General features: G+C 73.5%; 18 protein-coding genes. 4 read left to right on the top strand and 14 right to left on the bottom strand.

Annotation, left to right across the window (positions count from 1 at the left end; all coding sequences use genetic code 11):
• Positions 1 to 66: 66 nt before the first annotated feature.
• Complete coding sequence (locus tag O4U47_RS02715; protein ID WP_270675864.1) at positions 67 to 1,155, bottom strand: alkene reductase; 1,089 nt, start codon at positions 1,153 to 1,155, stop codon at positions 67 to 69.
• Positions 1,156 to 1,227: 72 nt separating this feature from the next.
• Complete coding sequence (locus O4U47_RS02720) at positions 1,228 to 1,629, bottom strand: RidA family protein (RefSeq protein WP_270675867.1); 402 nt, start codon at positions 1,627 to 1,629, stop codon at positions 1,228 to 1,230.
• A gap of 87 nt (positions 1,630 to 1,716) precedes the next feature.
• On the opposite strand from O4U47_RS02720, the gene O4U47_RS02725 reads away from it, so the two are divergent.
• A complete protein-coding gene (locus tag O4U47_RS02725) occupies positions 1,717 to 2,166 on the top strand; it encodes a MarR family winged helix-turn-helix transcriptional regulator (RefSeq protein ID WP_270675869.1) in 450 nt (149 codons plus the stop codon).
• A 12-nt stretch (positions 2,167 to 2,178) separates the two neighbouring features.
• Here O4U47_RS02725 and O4U47_RS02730 read toward each other — a convergent pair whose 3' ends face one another.
• The 4 genes from O4U47_RS02730 to O4U47_RS02745 form a co-directional block, all read right to left on the bottom strand.
• Positions 2,179 to 2,883 (bottom strand): carbonic anhydrase, encoded by a 705-nt coding sequence (locus O4U47_RS02730; RefSeq protein ID WP_270675871.1) that lies wholly within the window; start codon positions 2,881 to 2,883, stop codon positions 2,179 to 2,181.
• Between the two features lie 225 nt (positions 2,884 to 3,108).
• Positions 3,109 to 4,746, bottom strand: a complete 1,638-nt coding sequence (locus O4U47_RS02735; RefSeq protein WP_270675873.1) for an MFS transporter — start codon at positions 4,744 to 4,746, stop codon at positions 3,109 to 3,111.
• A gap of 131 nt (positions 4,747 to 4,877) precedes the next feature.
• Complete coding sequence (locus O4U47_RS02740) at positions 4,878 to 5,843, bottom strand: class I SAM-dependent methyltransferase (RefSeq protein ID WP_270675875.1); 966 nt, start codon at positions 5,841 to 5,843, stop codon at positions 4,878 to 4,880.
• A gap of 46 nt (positions 5,844 to 5,889) precedes the next feature.
• Entirely contained in the window at positions 5,890 to 6,834 is a 945-nt protein-coding gene (locus O4U47_RS02745) for an NAD(P)/FAD-dependent oxidoreductase (protein WP_270675877.1), read from the bottom strand.
• A gap of 90 nt (positions 6,835 to 6,924) precedes the next feature.
• Here O4U47_RS02745 and O4U47_RS02750 point away from each other — a divergent pair, with 90 nt between their 5' ends.
• Both O4U47_RS02750 and O4U47_RS02755 read left to right on the top strand, forming a co-directional pair.
• Positions 6,925 to 7,536 (top strand): helix-turn-helix domain-containing protein, encoded by a 612-nt coding sequence (locus O4U47_RS02750; protein WP_270675879.1) that lies wholly within the window; start codon positions 6,925 to 6,927, stop codon positions 7,534 to 7,536.
• Between the two features lie 113 nt (positions 7,537 to 7,649).
• Positions 7,650 to 8,171: a DUF7144 family membrane protein gene (locus O4U47_RS02755; protein ID WP_270675881.1), complete on the top strand. Its 522-nt coding sequence runs from the start codon at positions 7,650 to 7,652 to the stop codon at positions 8,169 to 8,171.
• Positions 8,172 to 8,250: 79 nt separating this feature from the next.
• Here O4U47_RS02755 and O4U47_RS02760 read toward each other — a convergent pair whose 3' ends face one another.
• From O4U47_RS02760 to O4U47_RS02770, 3 genes are all read right to left on the bottom strand, one after another.
• Positions 8,251 to 8,598 carry a hypothetical protein gene (locus O4U47_RS02760; RefSeq protein ID WP_270675882.1) on the bottom strand — a complete coding sequence of 116 codons (348 nt, stop codon included), beginning with the start codon at positions 8,596 to 8,598 and terminating at the stop codon, positions 8,251 to 8,253.
• Between the two features lie 4 nt (positions 8,599 to 8,602).
• On the bottom strand, positions 8,603 to 9,730 hold the full coding sequence (locus tag O4U47_RS02765) for an FAD-dependent oxidoreductase (protein ID WP_270675884.1): 1,128 nt from the start codon (positions 9,728 to 9,730) through the stop codon (positions 8,603 to 8,605).
• Positions 9,731 to 9,807: 77 nt separating this feature from the next.
• Entirely contained in the window at positions 9,808 to 10,644 is an 837-nt protein-coding gene (locus tag O4U47_RS02770) for a LysR family transcriptional regulator (protein ID WP_270675886.1), read from the bottom strand.
• A 142-nt stretch (positions 10,645 to 10,786) separates the two neighbouring features.
• Between O4U47_RS02770 and O4U47_RS02775 the strand changes: the two genes are divergently transcribed.
• Positions 10,787 to 11,278 carry a nuclear transport factor 2 family protein gene (locus O4U47_RS02775; RefSeq protein ID WP_270675888.1) on the top strand — a complete coding sequence of 164 codons (492 nt, stop codon included), beginning with the start codon at positions 10,787 to 10,789 and terminating at the stop codon, positions 11,276 to 11,278.
• A gap of 63 nt (positions 11,279 to 11,341) precedes the next feature.
• Here the strand turns inward: O4U47_RS02775 and O4U47_RS02780 are convergent, their stop codons facing one another.
• The 5 genes from O4U47_RS02780 to O4U47_RS02800 are packed head-to-tail and all read right to left on the bottom strand — an operon-like array spanning position 11,342 to position 17,620.
• Complete coding sequence (locus O4U47_RS02780) at positions 11,342 to 13,831, bottom strand: glycoside hydrolase family 2 protein (protein WP_270675890.1); 2,490 nt, start codon at positions 13,829 to 13,831, stop codon at positions 11,342 to 11,344.
• A gap of 14 nt (positions 13,832 to 13,845) precedes the next feature.
• A complete protein-coding gene (locus O4U47_RS02785; RefSeq protein ID WP_270675892.1) occupies positions 13,846 to 14,760 on the bottom strand; it encodes an ABC transporter ATP-binding protein in 915 nt (304 codons plus the stop codon).
• Between the two features lie 16 nt (positions 14,761 to 14,776).
• Positions 14,777 to 15,727 (bottom strand): ABC transporter ATP-binding protein, encoded by a 951-nt coding sequence (locus tag O4U47_RS02790; protein WP_270675894.1) that lies wholly within the window; start codon positions 15,725 to 15,727, stop codon positions 14,777 to 14,779.
• 4 nt (positions 15,728 to 15,731) lie between these two features.
• The gene (locus O4U47_RS02795) at positions 15,732 to 16,628 is read right to left on the bottom strand and encodes an ABC transporter permease (protein WP_270675896.1); all 897 of its coding nucleotides are present in this window, start codon (positions 16,626 to 16,628) and stop codon (positions 15,732 to 15,734) included.
• Positions 16,628 to 17,620, bottom strand: coding sequence for an ABC transporter permease (locus tag O4U47_RS02800; protein WP_270675898.1), 993 nt, complete (start codon positions 17,618 to 17,620; stop codon positions 16,628 to 16,630). The genes O4U47_RS02795 and O4U47_RS02800 overlap by 1 nt, the downstream gene beginning before the upstream one ends.
• Positions 17,621 to 17,623 lie beyond the last annotated feature (3 nt).

The following is a 17,623-nucleotide window of genomic DNA, read 5'->3' on the forward strand; positions in this document are numbered from 1 at the left end:
GCCGATCCTGCACCGTGCGTCGAAACGGCCCGCGCCGCCCGGGTGGACGGGCGGTGAACCGGTGCCCTAGGCGCGCGGGTAGTCGATGTACCCCTCGGCCCCGCCGCCGTAGACCAGGTCCCAGCGCGGCTCCGCCAGCCGGGCGCCGGAGGCGAACCGCTCGGGCAGGTCGGGGTTGGCGATGAACAGCCGTCCGAAGGAGAACAGGTCGGCCGTCCCGGACTCCAGGAGGGGTTCGGCCTGCTCCCGGCGCGTGGGCGTGCTCCCGTTGTAGTTGGCGATCAGCGTGCCCGACCAGCGGGGGCGCAGGTCGGCCAGGGCGGGGTAGGCGCCGCGCTCGATGACGTGGAGGTAGGCCAGCCCCAGTGGGTCCAGTGCGTCGAGGAGCGCGCGGTAGGTGGCCGCGGGGTCCTCCTCGCGGATCTCGTTCTCCGGGTTGCCGGGGGAGATGCGCAGGCCCACCCGCTCGGGGCCCACCTCCGCGGCGACCGCGTGGACGACCTCCCGGGCGAAGCGGGTGCGGCCGTCGACCGAGCCGCCGTAGCGGTCGCCGCGGCGGTTGGTGTTCTCGGCGAGGAACTGCTGGATCAGGTAGCCGTTGGCCCCGTGGACCTCGACACCGTCGAATCCGGCGCGCACGGCGTTGCGGGCGGCGGCCGCGAACTGGGCCGCCGCCGCCTCGGCCTCGCCCGTCGTCATCTCCCGGGGCGTCACGTGGGGGAGGCGGCCCCGGGCCGTGTAGATCTCCTCCCCGGTGATGCGCACGGGCGAGGGTGCGAGCGGCTCCAGGCCGCCGGAGAGGACGGCCGGGTGCGTCATCCGCCCGACGTGCCAGAGCTGGGCGTAGATCCGTCCCCCGGCGGCGTGCACGGCGGAGGTGACGCCGCGCCAGGCGGCGGTCTGCTCTTCGGAGGCGATGCCGGGGATCCCCGGGCCTCCCTTGGCGGCCGGGTCGACCCACAGGCCTTCACTGACGATGAGGCCCGCCCCCGCGCGCTGGGCGTAGTAGGCGGCGGTGAGCGCGTCGGGCGCCCCGGTGCGGTCGTCGGTGCGGCCCCGGGTCATCGGCGCCATGGCGATCCGGTTGGGCAGGCGGAGCGCTCGGCCCTCATAGGGGCGCAGGAGCGGGCTCGCGGTGGTGGTGAGGGCGGTCATCGGCGGGGTCCCTTCGGCGGGTCTTCGGTGCGGCGGTGCGGGATCGGCGGTGCGGGGCCGGTGCGGCGGCGTTCAGCGTTCGACGGCGAGGGCCTCGACCTCGATCAGCCATTCGGGCTGGGCGAGGGAGGAGACCTCCAGCAGCGTGTCGGCGGGGTAGGGCTCGGACAGGAACTCCTCGCGCAGGCGGACCACGTCGTCGAGGTTCGCCCGCATGTCGCGGACGAAGATGCCGACCTTGACCACGTCGCCGAGGTCGGCCCCGGCGGCGGTGAGCACGCGGCGGACGTTGGCGAAGGCCTGCCGCCCCTGTTCGAGGAACCCGCCGGGGACGGTGCGGCCCTGCTCGTCGATCCCGGCCTGGCCGGAGACGTGGACGAACCCTCCGGCGCGCACGGCCTGGGAGATGCGGTAGGGCGCGTACCAGTCGGGCTCGGTGGCGACCTTGCGGACGGCGGGCGCGGCGGCGGTCATGGCTCCTCCTTGGAATATGCATGTACATGAATTGCTTGTACATGCATAAGTTCGCACTGCATGTACTCTGGTGTCAAGGAGGCACCGATGGACGCTGTACTGATGTGGGACCAGGTCGTCGCGCTCAGCGGCCGGGTCGAGCAGGAGCTGTCCCGGGCGCTCCAGCGGCGGCACGGGGTCGGGCTCTCGGAGTTCCGCGCGCTCTGCAAGCTGGCCTCGGCCGAGGACGGGGAGCTGCGCATGCAGGAGCTCGCCGACCGCATCGGCCTCAATCAGAGCTCCATCAGCCGCCTGGTCGGGCGCATGGAGGACGCCGGGCTCACCCGGCGGGACATGTGCGACCGGGACCGCCGCGGCGTCTACACCGTCATCACCGACGAGGGCCGCGCGCTGTACGCCGCGGCCGGGCCCACCTACGACGCGGTCCTGCGCGAGGCCCTCGACCGGGCCGTGGGCGACCCCGCGGTCGGCGGGCTCGCCGCGCTGCTCACCGGGCAGGTGCGTGCGGGGGCGCCCGCGGAGGGCGCCCCCGCCTGAGGGGGAACGGGGTCAGTCCTCCAGGAACTCCACCCGCGAGGAGTCCAGGCGGTACCGGGCGGCCACGACGCGCGTCCGCCCGGAGTCGACGTATTCGCGCAGCTCGGGGTCGGTCGCCAGGTCGTCGGCGATGGACAGCGCGTTCGCGGACACGCAGTCGTCGACGAAGTCCTCGCCGGTGTCGGGCGTGGACTCCACCACCGGAAGGATGCCCTCGACCAGGTGCCGGATGTGCCCGTCGGGCATCTGCGCGCCCCGGTGCACGTCGACCGCGGCCGTCACCGCACCGCACGAGGTGTGGCCGAGCACGACGATGAGCGGGACGTGCAGGTGGTGGACCGCGTAGGCGACGCTGCCCAGCACCGCGCCGTCGAGCACCTGTCCGGCGGGGCGGACGGTGAACAGGTCGCCCAGCCCCTGGTCGAAGACCAGCTCGGGCGGGACACGCGAGTCCGAGCAGGAGAGCACGAGGGCGAACGGGTCCTGCCCGCCGACCAGCTCCTCGCGGCGGGCGCGGCCCTCGTTGGGGTGGGTGGAGCAGTACTTCCTCCACCGCTTGTTGCCCTCCTTGAGCCGCTTGAGGGCGGCTGCGGGGTCCTCCGGGGAGTCGGAAGGGGCCGGTGCTGCGCTCGCCGCCGCGGGCGCGGTGCCCGCGACGAACAGTCCTGCGCCGCCGGTGAGGGAGAGACGGAGCGCGCTTCGGCGTGACAACGCCATGGGGATCACTGCTTTCCGAACCTCGGTCCGCCCGCCGACTGAGGGGAGCGCGGGCGGAGTGGCGCGGGTGAAGCTAGTGCAGAAGGGGTGAGAGGGCAATAAATTTCTACATGGAATGATGTGGGGTTTATGTCCAGTTGAAAGGCGGCGGAGAACGCCGACCGCGGGTGCGGCCGTTCCGCACCCGCAGGTCACGAGAGGGAGGCCGGAACCGGCCGCCCCGCGTCACGCCGTCCGGGAATTCTCCGCCGCGACCAGGGCTTCCCCGGTCTCGGGCCCCTCTTCCGCGGTCTCGGTCTCCTCCTCCGCGGCGTCGGCCGCCTCCCCGGCGCCCCCGTCGAGGCGGACCCGGCGGAGCGTCCAGGCGACGAGCAGCGCTGTCGCCGCCAGCACCACGGCGCCGAACCCGTACCCGGCCTGCACACTCGTGGTGAACGCCCCCTCCGAGGCCTCCAGCAGCGCGCGGCCCGTGTTCCCGCCCAGGTCCCCGGCTGCGGCCACGGCCCCGCCGATGCTCTCCCCGGCGGCGGCGAGAGCGCCCTCCGGCACTCCGTCGGGGGCCGACCCGGACAGCGAGCTCCGGTAGACGACCGCGGAGATCGTGCCCAGCACCGCCAGACTGCTCGCCTGCCCGAAGCCCCCGGCGACGTCCCCCATGGCCGCCGCGGACCCCGCCTGCCGGGGCGGAGCGGTCCCCACGGCCAGGTTGGTCGAGAGCGGGAACAGCGGGCCCAGCGCCAGCGCGATCAGCGTGACCAGGCCGACCAGCGCCAGGGGGCCGGCCTGCCCGGCGAGCAGCGCTGTGGCGGCGGCGCCGGCGGCGGCCAGCAGCAGCCCGCCCGCCATCACGAAGGCCGGGCGCACCCGGCGGACCAGCGCGGGTGCGGCCAGGCCTCCGGCGATCGAGGCGGCCGCCGGGGCGATCATCAGCAGTCCGGCCTCACCGGGGGACAGACCCAGGACGGTCTGCAGGAACTGGGTGAAGAGCATGTCGGAGCCGCCGTAGGCCAGCAGCAGGAGCAGCATCGCCCCGAGCGACACCGAGAACGCGGGGGAGGCGAACAGCCGCAGGTCCAGTAGCGGGTCCGCGACGCGGAGCTGGCGCCGGACGAACACGGTGCCCAGTGCCGCGCCCGCCGCGACCGAGAGGCCGTAGGGCCACAGGGCCGCCCCGGAGCCGGAGGACTGCGCGTCGGCGATCTCCTGGAGACCGAAGACCACCATCACGATCGCGGCCATGGACAGTGCGGCGCTTCGGAGGTCGACACGTCCCCCGGCCTCCCCGCGCTGCGAAGGCAGCAGCGGGGCGCTCAGCAGCAGGACCGCGGCGGCGGGCACATTGGCCAGGAAGGCCGCGCCCCACCAGAAGTACTCCAGCAGGAACCCGGCCATCGGCGGGCCGATCGCCATTCCGGCCGAGAACGCGCTCATGATCACCGCGACCGCCACCGAGAACCGGCGGGGGCCGGGGAACAGCGCCCGCACCATCACCATGACGGAGGGCATGAGCGTCGCCGCCGCCACCCCGAGCAGCGCCCGCATCGCGATGAGGACCTCGGGCGTGGGCGCGTACGCGGCGGCGACCGAGGCCAGGCCGTACACGGCGGTGCCGGTGAGCAGCAGGCGCCGCGCGCCGACGCGGGTGGCCAGCCGCCCCATGGTCAGGGCGAGCCCGACGGCCAGGAAGTCGCCGACGTGCAGGATCCAGAGCATCTGCGTGCTCCCGGGCGCCAGGTCCGCCGCGATGCTGGGAAGCGCCATGAAGAGCACGGTCATGTCGGTGGCGGCCATGAGGAGGGGCAGCGTGAGAACGGTCAGGCCGAGCCACTGGCGCCATCCCGGGCGGTCGGGTGCGGTCGTCATGCCGGATCCTCTCGGTCGGTCGCCGGGGCGGGCGCCGCGGCGTCGTGCCGACCGTACGAGTTCAAGTTAACTTGAACTCAAATCAGGGCGGCCCCGCCCGCGGCGGGGCCGCCCGGAGCGCCGACGGGGCCTCAGGACTCCGCGGCCGCGCGCGCCGTGTGGACCGTCGTCGCCGACAGCAGGAACGCGTCCGGCCGCCAACGGATGCCCTCCTCCGCGTCGTCGTCGAGCAGGGCGTCCAGCGTCGCGATGTCCTCCGCGTCGAGCAGGTCTTCGGCCTGTCCCCGGAAGCGCTCGAACTGCGAGCGGATGTACCCGCGCGCCGCCGGGTCGAGCGGCGCCGGGATGTCGAGGAGGAACGTGCGGGTCCCGGACGGGACCAGCCCGGCGCGCGCGAGCATCGCGGGCCAGTCCTCCACGGTGCGCACCGCCCCGGGGATCTCCTCCCGCATCCCGGAGAAGGCGTCCTCCAGCGCGGCGTCGATCCGCGCCTGCAGACCGGGCCGCCCGATGCCGATGTCGCGGGGGAGGAAGCGCTCGGGCAGGCCCCGCTCGGCCACCGCCAGCACGCCGCCGGGGGCGATGTGCGCGGCGAGCGCGTTGAGCGCCTCCTGCTGGTCGCCGATGTGGTGGACCGCGTGGCTGGTCCAGATCAGGTCGGCGGTGCCCAGCTTCGCGAAGTCGTCGGGCAGGTCCACCGCCAGCGTGGACACGCGCCGCCCCAGGCCCAGGCGGTCGGCGCGCGCCTGGGCCCGGTCCAGCAGCCCGGAGGCCTGGTCGGCGGCGACGACCTCGGCGCCGCCGAAGCGCTCGGCGAACATGGTCGCGACCACCCCGGGGCCGCTTCCGACGTCCACGACGCGCGTCCCCGAGGCCGCGGCCCTCTCCTCGCCCAGCACCCCGCCGAGCCAGTCGACCGCCTGCCCGTAGAGCGAGGCGCGCAGCTCGGCCTCGGTCTCCAGGCGCTCGGCCATGGCCTCCCAGAAGGCGGGATCGGTGTGGTCGGCGTCGCCGTGCCCATGGCCGTGCCCGTGCCCGTGGCCGTGTCCATGCCCGTGCCCGTGGTCGTGCCGGTCCTGCGGCTGTGCGTTCTGCATCTCTGGTTCCCTCGAATCCCTCGTGGTCTCTCGTGGCGGTGGAGGATCAGCGGCCGCGGTATTCGGAGACGGCCCGTTCGACCTCCTCGTCGATGAGGTCGTGGTCGATGGCGAAGGCGGCACGGCTGCCCATGGACGCCGCGACGATCACCTGCGCCATCGGGTCGACGACGACACCGGCCGCCCACACGCCGGGGACACCGGTGCGGCCCATGGCGTCGGTCGACGCGCTCCCGTCCTCGTCGCGCGCGCACCCGAGCCCGTCCAGCAGCTCCCCTGAGGGCACCATCGTCGACGGGGCGAACACCGCGTCCCGCGGTACGACGGCCCCCGAGTCCAGTTCGACCCCGGTGAGCCCCGCACCACCGGCCACGAGTCCGCGGATCCTTCCCTCGACGACCTGTACCCCGCGCGCTTCCAGGCGGATGCGGTCCTCGTCCCCGACCTCCTGCTCGTGCGGGAAGTAGACGAGGTCGGCGGACCACTTCTTCAGCATCAGCGCCTGCCGTGCGGCGTGCGGCACGGTGCCGAGGACGCCGATCGGCCGGTCGCGGACCTCGTAGCCGTGGCAGTAGGGGCAGTGCAGGACGTAGTCGCCCCAGCCCTCGCGCAGGCCGGGGATGTCCGCGAGCTCGTCCTTGAGGCCCGTGGCGATGAGGATCCGCCGGGCCCACAGCACGTCGCCGTCGTCGAGGACGAGCCGGAAGGGGCCGTCCCGCCCGTCCCGGTCGATCCGCTCGACGCGGGCGTCGACGATCCGGGCACCGTACCCCTCGGCCTCCTTGCGGCCGATCGCCAGGAACTCGGCAGGCGGAGTTCCGTCCCGCCCCAGGTAGTTGTGCATGTGCGCGGCCGGTGCGTTGCGCGGCTCGCCCGCGTCGACCACCGTCACCGTGCGCTGGGCCCGGCCCAGCACCAGAGCCGCGGACAGCCCGGCCGCGCCTCCGCCGACGACGGCGACGTCCCTGGTCTCGCGCCTGGTCTCGGTCATCGTGACCACCTCCGCGGACAGGGTGCGCCCCCTCCGGCGAAAATGACAACCATTGTTGCTGTTTCCGGGACGGGGTGGTGCAATGGCGCCATGGTGAGCGACGAGGGGGAAGGGGCCGCCGCGGCGGCCCGCGAGGTCTTGGACGAGGTGGGGCCGCGGCTGCGGCGGCTGCGCACGGAGCGCGGCGTCACGCTGTCGTCCCTGGCGGCGGCGACGGGCATCTCCAAGAGCACCCTGTCCCGGCTGGAGTCGGGGCAGCGCAGGCCCAGCCTGGAGCTGCTGCTGCCGATCTCCCAGGCGCACCAGGTGCCCCTGGACGAGCTGGTGGGGGCGCCGGAAGTGGGCGACCCGCGGGTCCGGATGAAGCCGGTCCGGGCGCACGGCGGCACCGTGGTGCCGCTGACCCGGCAGCCCGGCTCCATCCAGGCCTACAAGATGATCATCCCGGCCGAGCGCGATACCCCCGACCCGCGGACGCACGAGGGCTACGAGTGGTTCTACGTCCTGGCCGGACGGCTGCGGCTGGTCCTGGCCGACCACGACCTGGTGCTGGGGCCGGGCGAGGCGGCCGAGTTCGACACGCGCCTGCCGCACTGGTTCGGCACCACCGGGGAGGGGCCGGTGGAGATCCTCAGCCTCTTCGGCCGCCAGGGCGAGCGGATGCACGTGCGGGCCCAGCCGAAGAAGCGGGGAGATGGGTGAGACTTTGCCCGGAGGTGGCGCGACGGGCATGGAAGGCCCAGCGCCCTTCGTGCACCGTGGCCTGACGGGGGTCCCGGCGGACAGGGCCGCCGGCCCGGACCGGGGGGTAGCGCATGAGCGGGCAACGGATGGACGGCTGGCGCGTCTTCGCCGTGTCGATGCTGGTCTTCGGCGGGGCCGTCAACGTCGTGCAGGGCATGGTGGCGTCGTTCGCCTCCGACTTCTACCGCGTGGACGACGGAGGGACCCTGCTGTTCGGGTACGCGGCGTGGGGCCTGGTCCTGGCGGTCTGGGGCGCCGTGTTGATGGCGGCCGGGGCGGCCGCGCTGAGCGGGCACATGTGGGCGCGGGTCGTCGGCGTCCTGGCCGCCGGGCTGAACGCCATCGCCCAGCTGGCCTTCGTCGAGCCCTACCCGGCGTGGGCGGTGCTGGTGATCGCGGTGGACGTGATGGTGGTCTACGGCCTCACCGCGGCCTGGACGCCTTCCGGCCCACCCGCTCAGACGGTGGACTCGGTGGACGAGGCTTACCGCGCGGGCCGGGCCGACGCCGACGACGCGCCCGTTCCCGGAGACGAGACGCGCGAACCGAGGCGGCCACTGCACCACGGCGGACACGAGCAGACCTTCGGCTGACGGGAATCCGCGTAGTGCTCCATCGGAACGCGTCGTCCGTCGATGACGCCTACGCCGTGGAGGGGGTCGAGGCTGCGGATCACGTCTCCGGGGTGAAGACGAACAGGCCGAGCAGGGACACCGCCGGCACGGAGACGAGTGCGATCCACGGGACCCATGCCCACCGCCGGGCCAGAACCCATGCGGCGCCGGTGGCGGCGGCCAGAAGTGTCGCCGTCGCCGCGAGCGCAGAGGACGGGAGCATGCTGTGGTCGCCGCGTTCCCGGGCCAGGTCGCACTGCGCGCGGCCCATCTCGGTCAGGGGCAGGGAACACTCGGGCGGTTCGCTGACGAGGAGCGCGACGAACAGCAGCCACAGGATGGCGACGATCGCCAGCAGCGACGTGACGACGAGCACGCCGATCCGGAGCGGGGGGAGAGGAGCCACGGTGTCAGCCTCGCCGGGCGCTCAAGGCGAAGGCGGGGTCGGGGGCGCTGCTGTCTTCAGCGCTGTCATCGGCCAGGCCGGCGGTGAGCTCGCCGATCTGCGGGGCGTACTTCGCGCCGTGGCCCGAGCACGGGGAGCACACGACGACCGGGCCCTTACGGTCGAGGATGAACTCCTCGTCGTCCGTTGAGGTGTACAGGCAGGTCGCCTCGTTGAACGGCTCGGGCTCCAGCCCGGGGAACCACTCGCGCACGTACCCCGTGAGGCGCTCGCGCGCGCGGGGGTCGACCGCCCCGCTCCTGCTGTCCGGGGTGACCGGGCCGCCCAAGGGGTCGAGGAACTCGGCGATCTTGCGGCCGTCGCCTGGGCCGCCGTCGCGTCCGCCCGCGAGGCTGTAGGTGAGCGGGTCGCGGTGGTGGATCACGGTCGGGGCGTCGGCGGCCAGCGCGCGGCGGGGGAAATGGAAGACCTGCTGCTGGGTGACGGTGAGGCGGGGGAGCGGGACGACGCCGTCCAGGAGGGCGGACGCCCAGGCGCCCGCCGCCACGACGACCCTGTCGGCGTGCACGGTCCCCGAAGGCAGGGTGAGGACGGCGTGCTCGTCCCCGATGGAGATCCCGAGGACGGGCGTGTCCGGATGGAACGTGCAGCCGGCGCGGCGGGCGAGGCCGGTGAAGGCGGCCATGGCCGCGTCGGGGTCGACGGTCCCGGCCTCGGGGTGGAACAGCACCCGCCCCTCGAAGCGCGCGCCCGGCCAGCGCGACTCGGCCTCGGCCGGGGTGAGGGACTCGTAGGGGACGCCCTCGGTGTCCAGGGCGGTGGCGATGGCGCCGACGTCGGCGTTCCCGTGGTCGACGCCGCCGGTCATCCGCAGGAGCGTGGCACCGGACTCGTCCTCGGCGGCGCGCCACAGGTCCATGGCCCGCCCGGTGAGGCGGACGTGCCGGGTGTCGGCGTAAGCGCGCCGCACGACGCGTGCGCTGCCGTGCGAACTGCCGTGCCGGTGCCCCGGGGCGTGCCGGTCGAACAGGGCGACCGCGTGCCCGCGCCGGGCGAGCGCCCGCGCGGTGGCGGTCCCCATGAGCCCGGCGCCGACGACGGCGATGCCGGTGTGCGAAGGTACTGCGTCCATTGCGCTCCCGGGGATACGGAGGGGTCGTGGGCGGCGACGCCGTTAACGGTATCGGGGAAGTCGGCGTAGGGCCGTGGTCACCGGTGACCGCCCACCAGGTCCTGGGCCGCCTCGGCGAAGGCCCGCAGGCGGGCGGTGGCCGAGTCCGTGCGCCAGAGGAGGTGCGTCTCCACCGGTGGCGCGTCCGCGATGTGCACATAGGCCACGTCAGGCCGGGTGTGGTAGCGCCGGGTGCTGGCCCCGACGGGCAGGACTCCGGTCCCCGCGCCCACCTGCGTCAGGGCCTCGGGGGTGGTCAGGGCGGACGCCGTCAGGAGCGCCGCGCCTTCCAGGTCGGCGCACCGGAGGGCGTCCCGGCGCGCGAAAGGGTGGCCGACGGGGACCGCGAGGAAACGCGCCTCGCTCACCAGGACGGCGCCCGATGCGGTGCCCCGTTCCCTTTCGGCCTCCCCTCCGGCCTCCCTGCCCTTCTGCGCCATCGCGATCTCCGCCGTTCCGTCGCGCAGCAGGGTCAGGACCTCGTCCGGGCGCGCCTCGCGCAGGAGGACCGCGCACTCGGGGTGCCGCTCGCCGAAGAGCTCGGCCGCCCCGGCGAGCAGGAGGCCGTGCTGCGGTTCGGTGAAGCACACCCGCAGCTCCCCGGTGAAGCCCTTGCCCGCCTCCACCGCCCTGGCGACGGCCTCCCCGATCGCCTCCCAGTGCGGCCGCAGGTCGTCCCGCAGCGCGCGCCCGGCAGGGGAGAGCGCCACACGGCGGCTCGTGCGGTCGAACAGGGGCACACCGATGCGCCGTTCGAGCGCGCGGACGGTCTGGCTGACGCGGGACGTGGACACGCGCAGCCGCTCGGCCGTCCGGCCGAAGTGCAGTTCTTCGCAGAGCGTGAGGAAGGTGTCCAGCTCGTGCCGCTCCAGCATGCCGGTCCTCCGATCGTTGAGCCCTGCTTCACGATCGTTGCACACATCGGCGTTGTTCCGGAGAGGCGCGCACCGGAGCCTTGAGGAGGCAGAGACAGGACAGCACAGGCAGGACGCCGGAGAGAAGAGGCGGAGCAGACCCATGAACGCGACCATCGGACACGACCCCGTCGCCCCTGTCGCCCGCGACCTGAAGGACCGCACCGAGGCCGCCGACGCGCTGTACCGCTTCGCCCTCGGCCAGGACCTCAAGGACCGCGGACTCCTCGCGTCGGCCTTCGCCGAGGACGCCGAACTCGACTTCCGCCCGGCGGCGGCGAAGTGGGGAGCGCACCCGCCGGTGATGACGGGCCGGTGGGGCATCACCGACACCATCCTGCAGATGTTCACCGGCCGGGTGGACACCACCCACCAGGTCGCCAACCCGCGCGTCGCCGTGGCGGGCGACACCGCCCGGATGACCGCCCTCGTGGAGGCCCAGCACCTCCTCTCCGAGGACCACGCGGTGTTCGCGCTCCTGAAGAACCACTACGAGGTCGACCTGGTGCGGGACGGGGACCGCTGGACCGTCCGCCGGATGCGGATCGAGAACGCCTGGTTCACGGGCGCCCCCGCGGCGATCTTCGGCGCGTGAGAGGGAGAGGGGGCCGACCGAGGCCGGGGAGGTCGACCCCCTCCGTCTCACCAGCCCCCCGTCTCACCCGCCCCGGACGGCGTCGTTGACACAGCGCAGCACCGGCGGGCCGCCCAGAGCGGCCGCGTCCGCCTCCGCCACGCCGTCCACCGTGAAGGTGTGCGACTCACCTGGAAGCAGCGTGATCAGCCCGTCGTCGGCCTCGGCCGCCGGGTCCAGCCGGTCGGGGAACAGGCACAGGTCGCGCAGCAGCGACCCGGCCGCCACGGTCACCCGCGTCCGGCCGCCGTCCGTCCGCGTCTTCACGTCGTACACCGGATCGGGGAAGGCGGTCTCCGCGTCCTCGGCGAAGAACCACCACTCCCGCTCGGCTCCCTCGGCCTCGGCCGTGACGCACTCCCGCGCCGGGTCGTCCGCCGCCGTGAGCTCCTCCGGGAGGGCGACACGGGCCGCCCCTCGGGCGGCGACCGCCACCCGCACCTCCGACTCGGCCAGCACCGCGCCCGAGAGCGACCGGCGGACCAGCCGGACCGGCGAGGCCCACTCCCGGTCGGTGTCGTTGCCGAGCACCGCGGCAAGGCCCGACCCCCCGTCCGGAACCAGGGCGACCGTGCGCTCGGCGAACGCGCGGCGCAGCGCGAACCATACGGGCTTGCGGCGCCCCGGCCCGTCCACGGCCGACCACGACAGCGACGGCCAGCAATCGTTGAGCTGCCAGACCACCGTTCCGGAGCAGCGCGGCCACTGTGCCCGGAAGTGCCCGACGCCCACCGCCATCGCGCGTGCCTGGTTGACCTGGGCCAGGAAGTGCCAGTCCTCATCGGAACGGGGCGACCCGAAGTGCGGGGCGAGGCCGCGCGCGAGCTTCCCGGCCCCGTCCTCGGCCTTCTGGAGGCGGAGCACCCCGGGCGCGTCCGGGGCCAGCGGCCCGTCGGGGACCGCCCCGCGCAGCGTCGCGAAGGCGGGCGGGGCCTGGAAGCCGAACTCCGACACGAACCGCGGCCGGTATTCCCGGTAGGCCGTGTAGTCGCGCTCGTTCCACACGTCCCAGATGTGCGCCGGCCCGTGCGCGGGGTCGTTGGGATGGTGCCCCGGCGGCGCGTACGGGCTGCCCGGGATGTAGGGGCGCGTCGGGTCGAGCTCGGCCACCACGCGCGGCAGCAGGCCGTGATAGAAGCCCTCGCCCCAGGTCCGGCCCGCCAACTCCTCCTCCCAGCCCCAGTCCCGCCTGCCCCACAGGTTCTCGTTGTTGCCGCACCACAAGGCGAGCGAGGGGTGGTGCGCCAGGCGGACGACGCCCTCGCGCGCCTCCGCCTCCACCTCCGAGGCCAGCGGCTCCTCCTCCGGATAGGCCGCGCAGGCGAACGGGAAGTCCTGCCAGACGAGCACGCCCCGTTCATCGCACACCCGGTAGAAGTCCGCGCTCTCGTAGATCCCCCCGCCCCAGACCCGCAGCAGGTTCGCCCCCGCGCCGATCGCCTGGCCGATCCGTTCCGCGTAGCGCCCGGGGGCGATCCGGGAGGGGAAGCAGTCGTCGGGGATCCAGTTGAACCCCTTCACCAGCACGGGGCGGCCATTGACGCGGACCGTGAACGGCGTCCCGTCGTCGTCGGGGCGGGTGTCCAGGTCCACGGTGCGGAACCCGATGTCCCGGTGCCACTCGTCCAGGATCCGGCCCTCCCGGGCGTCCGCGAGCGTCAGCCCGACCCCGTAGAGCGGCTGCCCGCCGTACCCGCGCGGCCACCACAGTTCCGGGTCGGGGCACTCCGCCTCGACGACGGCGTGGGACCGCCCGGCGGCGACGTGGACGGCCTCCTCGCGGCCGCCGAGACGCGCGGTCAGGGTGAGCGGGGTGTCCCGCCCCTGCCCGGTGCGCTCGATGCGCACGTGCAGGCGGACCACGCCCCTGGTGCGCCCGTCCTCCTCCTCGATCGTGGCCTCCGGCCGCACCTGCGCCAGGCGGGCGGTGCTCCATGCGTGCAACCGCACCGGCCTCCAGATGCCCGAGGTGACGACGGTCGGCCCCCAGTCCCAGCCGAAGTTGCAGGCCATCTTGCGGATGAACTGGTAGGGCTCGTCATAGGCCGCCGGACGCGCCCCCAGCCGCTCCCTCATGTCCTCGGCGTAGCTGTAGGGCGAGGCGAACGCGACCGCCAGCTCGCGGCCCGCGCCCCCGCGCAGGGCGCCGGTCGCGTCGAACCGGTAGGACCGGTGCATGTTGCGGGAGCCGCCCAGCGCGTGGCCCCCGATACTCACGTCGGCGACGGTGTCCAGGCCGTCGAACACCAGGTCCACCCGCTCGTGGGAGTCCGCCAGCGCGGCCTCCTCCGTCCGGACCGCGCGCGCGTAGGTCCAATCGGTGCGCCCGATCCAGGCGGTCGCCTCCTCTCCGCCGCCCCGCCCTGAGGTGGGGTCCCCGATCACCCCCGCCGCTACCAGGTCGGTGTGCACGCACCCCGGCACGGAGGCGGGGAGCTCCCCCTCGGGTGCCTCGGCCCGCTGGGAGGCGGCGCGCACCGACCACCCCTCGGCCAGTTCCCACTGCACTGCCATGTACCGCTCCATCCTCACTCGGGGCATGCGTCGTCGGAGAAGCAGCCGACGAAATGGTCGGGACCGACCTCGACCGGCCCCGCCGTTCCGGGGCCGGAGTGGACGGGGCACGGGCCGGCCGCCGAGTCCAGCTCGGCGTCGGCGTCGGCCCAGGTGCGGTGCATCCTCGGCACCGACGCGAGCAGCCCGCGCGTGTACGGGTGCCGGGGCGAGGCGTAGACCTGTCGGGTCGGCCCCATCTCCGCGACGGCGCCGCGCCGCAGGATCACCGTGGTGTCGCTGACGTAGGTCCCCAGGGCCAGGTCGTGCGTGACGAAGAGGATCCCCAGCCCCTCCGCGCGCAGGTCGCCCAGCAGGTTGAGCACGTCGATGCGGGTGGAGGCGTCGAGCATGCTGATGATCTCGTCGGCGACCAGCAGCCGGATGTCGAGCGTCAGCGCGCGGGCGATCAGGAGCCGCTGGAGCTGCCCGCCGCTGAGCTGGTGCGGGTAGCGCCCGAGCACCTGCCCCGGGTCGAGGCCGACCCGTTCGGTCCCGCGGCGCACGGACGCGCGCCACTCGGTGTCGGACAGCCCGGGGAAGTACGCGCCGCGGAGCATGTCGAAGACCCGGTCGACCGGGAAGATCGGGTTGAAGGAGCTGAACGGGTCCTGGAAGACGCCTTGGACGTGGCGGTAGTACCCCTTCCGCGCCCGGTGGCCGCTCAGGCCCGCCACGTCCCGCCCGTCGAAGGCGATGGCCCCCGACGTCACCGGCGTCAGCCGCAGGACCATGCGTCCGATGGTGCTCTTGCCGCTCCCGCTCTCCCCGATCAGGGAGACCACCACGCCGGGCGGCACCGTGAGCGAGACGTCGCGCACCGCGTTCAAGGGCTGGGTTCCGAAGGTCCCAACGCGGTAGACCTTGGAGACCCGGTCGAGTGTGAGCATCGGGGGCGTCAACCTTTCACTCGGCCTTCCAGCACGCGACCCGGTGCCCCGACGCGACCTCGATGAACGGGGGCCGGGTCGCGCACTGCTCGAAGGCCAGCGGGCAGCGGTCCTTGAAGCGGCAGCCCGACGGCGGGTCGAGCAGGGCGGGCGGGCTGCCGGGGATCCCTTCCTGGCGGCTCTCGTCGATGGTGGTGCCGACTTCCGGTACGGCGGAGAGCAGCATCCGCGTGTAGGGGTGGCGCGGGCGCCGCAGCAGCTCGGACGTGGGTGCCGACTCGGCCGACCGGCCCGCGTACATCACCGTCACCGTGTCGGCGAGCTGGGCGACCAGCGCCAGGTCGTGCGTGATGAACAGCATCGACCCGATGAACCCGCGGTCCCGGAACTGCACCAGGGCCTCGGCCACCGCGCGCTGGTTGGCGACGTCCAGGGCGGACGTGGCCTCGTCGGCGATCAGCAGCGACGGGTCGCGCAGGGTGGACAGCACCAGCACCACCCGCTGCTTCATACCGCCGGACAGCTCGATCGGGAAGCGCTTGAGCACGTCGGCGCCGAGCCCGACCAGCTCCAGCCGCCGCTCCAGCTCCCGCCGCACCTCCGCGTACCGCACACCGCGCGATTCCAGGAGTTCGCGGATCATCCGGCCGATGCGCCGCGTCGGGTTCATCGCGCTCATCGCGTACTGCGGGATGAGCGACACCTCGTGGTAGCGGAAGCGCTGCATCGCCCGGTCGTCGGCGATGGGCAGCTCCTCGCCGCCGAGGCGGACCGACCCGCCGACGTGGCGCATCCGCCCGTCCATCCGGATCAGGCTCTTGCCCAGGGTGGACTTGCCGCAGCCGGACTCGCCGACCACGCCCATGACCTCCCCGTCGCCGACCTCCAGCGACGCGCCGTCCAGGGCCTGCACGCTCCCCCTGAGGGTCCGGTAGTGCACCCGCAGTTCGGAGACTTCCACGGTCATGGGATCACAGCTCCCTCAGGCGCGGGTTGAAGACCTCGTCCAACCCGACGTTGGCGATGTACAGCGACCCGACGACCGCGGTGATGCCGACCCCCGGCGGGACGAACCACCACCAGGTGCCCAGGTGCAGCGCGCCCCACGCGACCGAGTGGTGCATCATCAGCCCCAGGGAGACGCCCTCGGTGGGCCCCAGGCCGATGAAGTCCAGACCGGCCGCGATCAGCACCGCCCCGCCGAACAGCAGGATGAACGACATGACCAGGTAGGAGTACATGTTCGGGGCGACCTCGCGGAGGATGATCCGCCACGGGCGGCGGCCGCTCAGCCGCGCCAGGTCCACGAACTCCCGCCCGGCCAGGGTGAAGGTCTGCGCCCGGATCGCGCGCGCGGCCCAGGGCCAGGTGGTCAGCCCGATGAACAGCGACTGCACCAGCAGGCCGCGCGCCTCCAGGTAGGCGGCGGCGATGATGAGCACCACCATCGCGGGCAGGACCAGGACGATGTTGGTCAGCATGTTGAGGAACTCGTCCAGCAGGCCGCCCCGGTAGCCGCCGAGGAACCCGACCGCCATCCCCAGGACCCAGGCGATGCCGCCGCCGAGCGCGCCCACGGTGAACGTGGCGCGCAGGCCGTGCACGAACTGGGTGAACACGTCCTGTCCGAAGCTCGTGGTGCCGAACCAGTGGTCGCCGGACGGGGGCGCGTACTGGGGACCGACATAGGCGTTCGGGGCGCCGCCGGTGAACGCGGGGCCGACCAGCCCCGTCAGCAGCAGCACGGCGAGCACGGTGCCGCCCGCGAGCAGTTTGGGATTGCGCAGGGCGAACCGCAGGTCGTCGCGCCCGCGTCGACCGGATGGGCCCTGCCCCTCTCCGCTCGCCGCCGCGGTGTCGAGGCTCATCAGGCGCCTCCTTGCATCTGGATCCGGGTGCGCGGGTCGACGACGACGTAGAGCACGTCGACGACCAGGTTGGCGATCAGCACACCGATGACGATGAACAGGAAGGCGCCCTGCAGGAGGAAGAAGTCGCGGTTGTTCAGGGCCTCCAGGATGAGCGAGCCCAGGCCGGGGTAGGCGAAGACGACCTCGGTGAGCAGGGACCCGGCCACGATCGTGCCCAGTTGCAGCGCCAGGCCGGTGATCTGCGGAAGCATCGCGTTGCGGAAGGCGTACCTGCGCACCAGCCTGCGCGGGGCGCCCAGCGCGCGCAGGTAGGCGGAGTAGTCGGCTTCGAGCTCGTAGATGATCAGGTTCCGCATGCCGATCGCCCAGCCGCCGAACGCCACGAGGAACAGCGACAGGAACGGCAGCACCCAGTGCGCGAAGGCGTCGGACAGGAACGCCCACGTGAACGCGGGAGTGAGGGCGAAGCTGTAGGCGCCCGTGGCCGGGAACCACCCGGCGACCACGCCGAGCCCCCACGCCAGCAGCACCCCCAGCCACATGTAGGGCGTGGCGGTGAGCAGATAGGAGAGCGGCAGGGCCGTGTTGTCCAGCCACCGGCTGCGGGCGGCGAAGGCGCCGAACCGGTTGCCCGCCACCCAGCTCAACAGGATCGCCGGGAGCAGCAGCACCAGGCTGTAGGGGACCGCGTCCAGCAGAACCTCGGTGACGGGCGTGGGGAACAGCCACACGCTGGTGCCCAGGTCGCCCTGGAACAGCGAGCCCCAGAAGCCCAGGTACTGCTTCCACAGCGGCACGTCGAGGCCGAAGAGCCGGGCGTAGTGGTCCTCCATGGCGGCCCGCGCCTGCGGGTCGGACACCGAGGCCCGGCCGAGCATGCTCTGCACGGGGTCGCCGGGCATGAAGCGGGGGATCATCCAGTTGACCGTCACCGCCACGAAGAACGTGAGCGCGTAGAGGACGGCCTTGCGTCCGAGGTAGCGCCCCATGCG

This window comes from Nocardiopsis suaedae (genome assembly GCF_027706745.1).
Lineage (GTDB): Bacteria > Actinomycetota > Actinomycetes > Streptosporangiales > Streptosporangiaceae > Nocardiopsis_A > Nocardiopsis_A suaedae.